This window comes from Streptomyces sp. URMC 126 (genome assembly GCF_051386555.1).
Classification (GTDB): domain Bacteria; phylum Actinomycetota; class Actinomycetes; order Streptomycetales; family Streptomycetaceae; genus Streptomyces.
In genome coordinates this window covers 1-245 of the sequence record NZ_JBPQTX010001205.1, presented here as the reverse complement: position 1 = coordinate 245, position 245 = coordinate 1, and the positions used below count along the sequence as shown (strand labels likewise).

General features: G+C 62.4%; 1 protein-coding gene. It reads left to right on the top strand.

All coding sequences use genetic code 11. The annotated features are described in order from the left end of the window. On the top strand, positions 1-187 hold a 187-nt coding region (locus ACSNOK_RS35675), incomplete at its 5' end, for a M24 family metallopeptidase (RefSeq protein ID WP_436784815.1). Positions 188-245 lie beyond the last annotated feature (58 nt).

The window sequence follows — 245 nt, the reverse complement described above, 5'->3', positions numbered from 1 at the left end:
CGCCACCACCGTGATCAAGCCGGGGATGACCTTCACCATCGAGCCGATGCTGACGCTGGGCACCCACGACTACGACCTGTGGGAGGACGGCTGGACGGTGGTGACCAAGGACCGCAAGCGGACCGCGCAGTTCGAGCACACGCTGGTCGTCACGGAGACGGGTGCGGAGATCCTCACCCTGCCGTAAGGTTTTTACCGACGGGATGTCGGGAAGCGGTTGACTTAGGCATGCCTAAGTTAGAGGA